The organism is Nonomuraea insulae (genome assembly GCF_042656245.1).
Genome location: NZ_JBHSPA010000058.1, coordinates 1 through 610, shown reverse-complemented (window position 1 = coordinate 610; position 610 = coordinate 1). Strand labels below are relative to the sequence as shown.

At 73.9% G+C, this 610-nt stretch carries 1 protein-coding gene and 1 pseudogene; one reads left to right on the top strand and one right to left on the bottom strand.

What is annotated here, in order from left to right:
• Positions 1-67 precede the first annotated feature (67 nt).
• Positions 68-226, bottom strand: coding sequence for a hypothetical protein (locus tag ACFPZ3_RS44305; protein ID WP_379520400.1), 159 nt, complete (start codon positions 224-226; stop codon positions 68-70).
• Between the two features lie 199 nt (positions 227-425).
• On the opposite strand from ACFPZ3_RS44305, the pseudogene ACFPZ3_RS44300 reads away from it, so the two are divergent.
• A pseudogene (locus ACFPZ3_RS44300) lies at positions 426-610 on the top strand (D-alanyl-D-alanine carboxypeptidase); the annotation flags it as partial.

Here is a 610-nt window from a genome sequence, read left to right as displayed (position 1 = left end):
ACCGGTCAACCCCATCCAGTCTCACCCGGCCGTGTCCCTGCCCCGTCCACGCCATGTCATGGTTGTGTCACAGCCGCACCGGCAGCCGCACCGACAGCCGCACCGGCAGCCACGCTGGGCGGTCGCGTCGACGATCACCCGACAACCGTGCCGGGCGGTCGCACCGGCAGCCGGACCGGCGGTCGTGCCAGCGGCAGCCGCCGTCGACGTCGTGCCTGGCGGTCACGCCGACAGCCGCACCGACAGCCGCCCCGACAGCCGTGCCGGGCGGTCGCGCCAGCAGCCGCGGTCGACGTCGTGCCGGCGGTCGCGCCGACAGCCCTGCCGACGGTCGCGTTGACAGCCGCACCACCCGAGGGTCGCCGTCGACAAACGGTGACATGTGGCGGACGGCGCGCGTACATTCGGTGCCAATCGTAGTGGCCATGGACGAACCACGCACGATCCCAGCGGGGCCCCGGGACCGGCTGTTCGCCGCGGTCACGCTGGTGCTGGCCGTGCTGCTGCTGCCGGCGGCGTTCGCCTGCCGTCCCGGCCGCGCGCGTGAGCTGGCCTGCCGCTGGGCGCTGCGGATGCGTTTTCCCGCCGAGGAACTGACCGGGCTCACCGA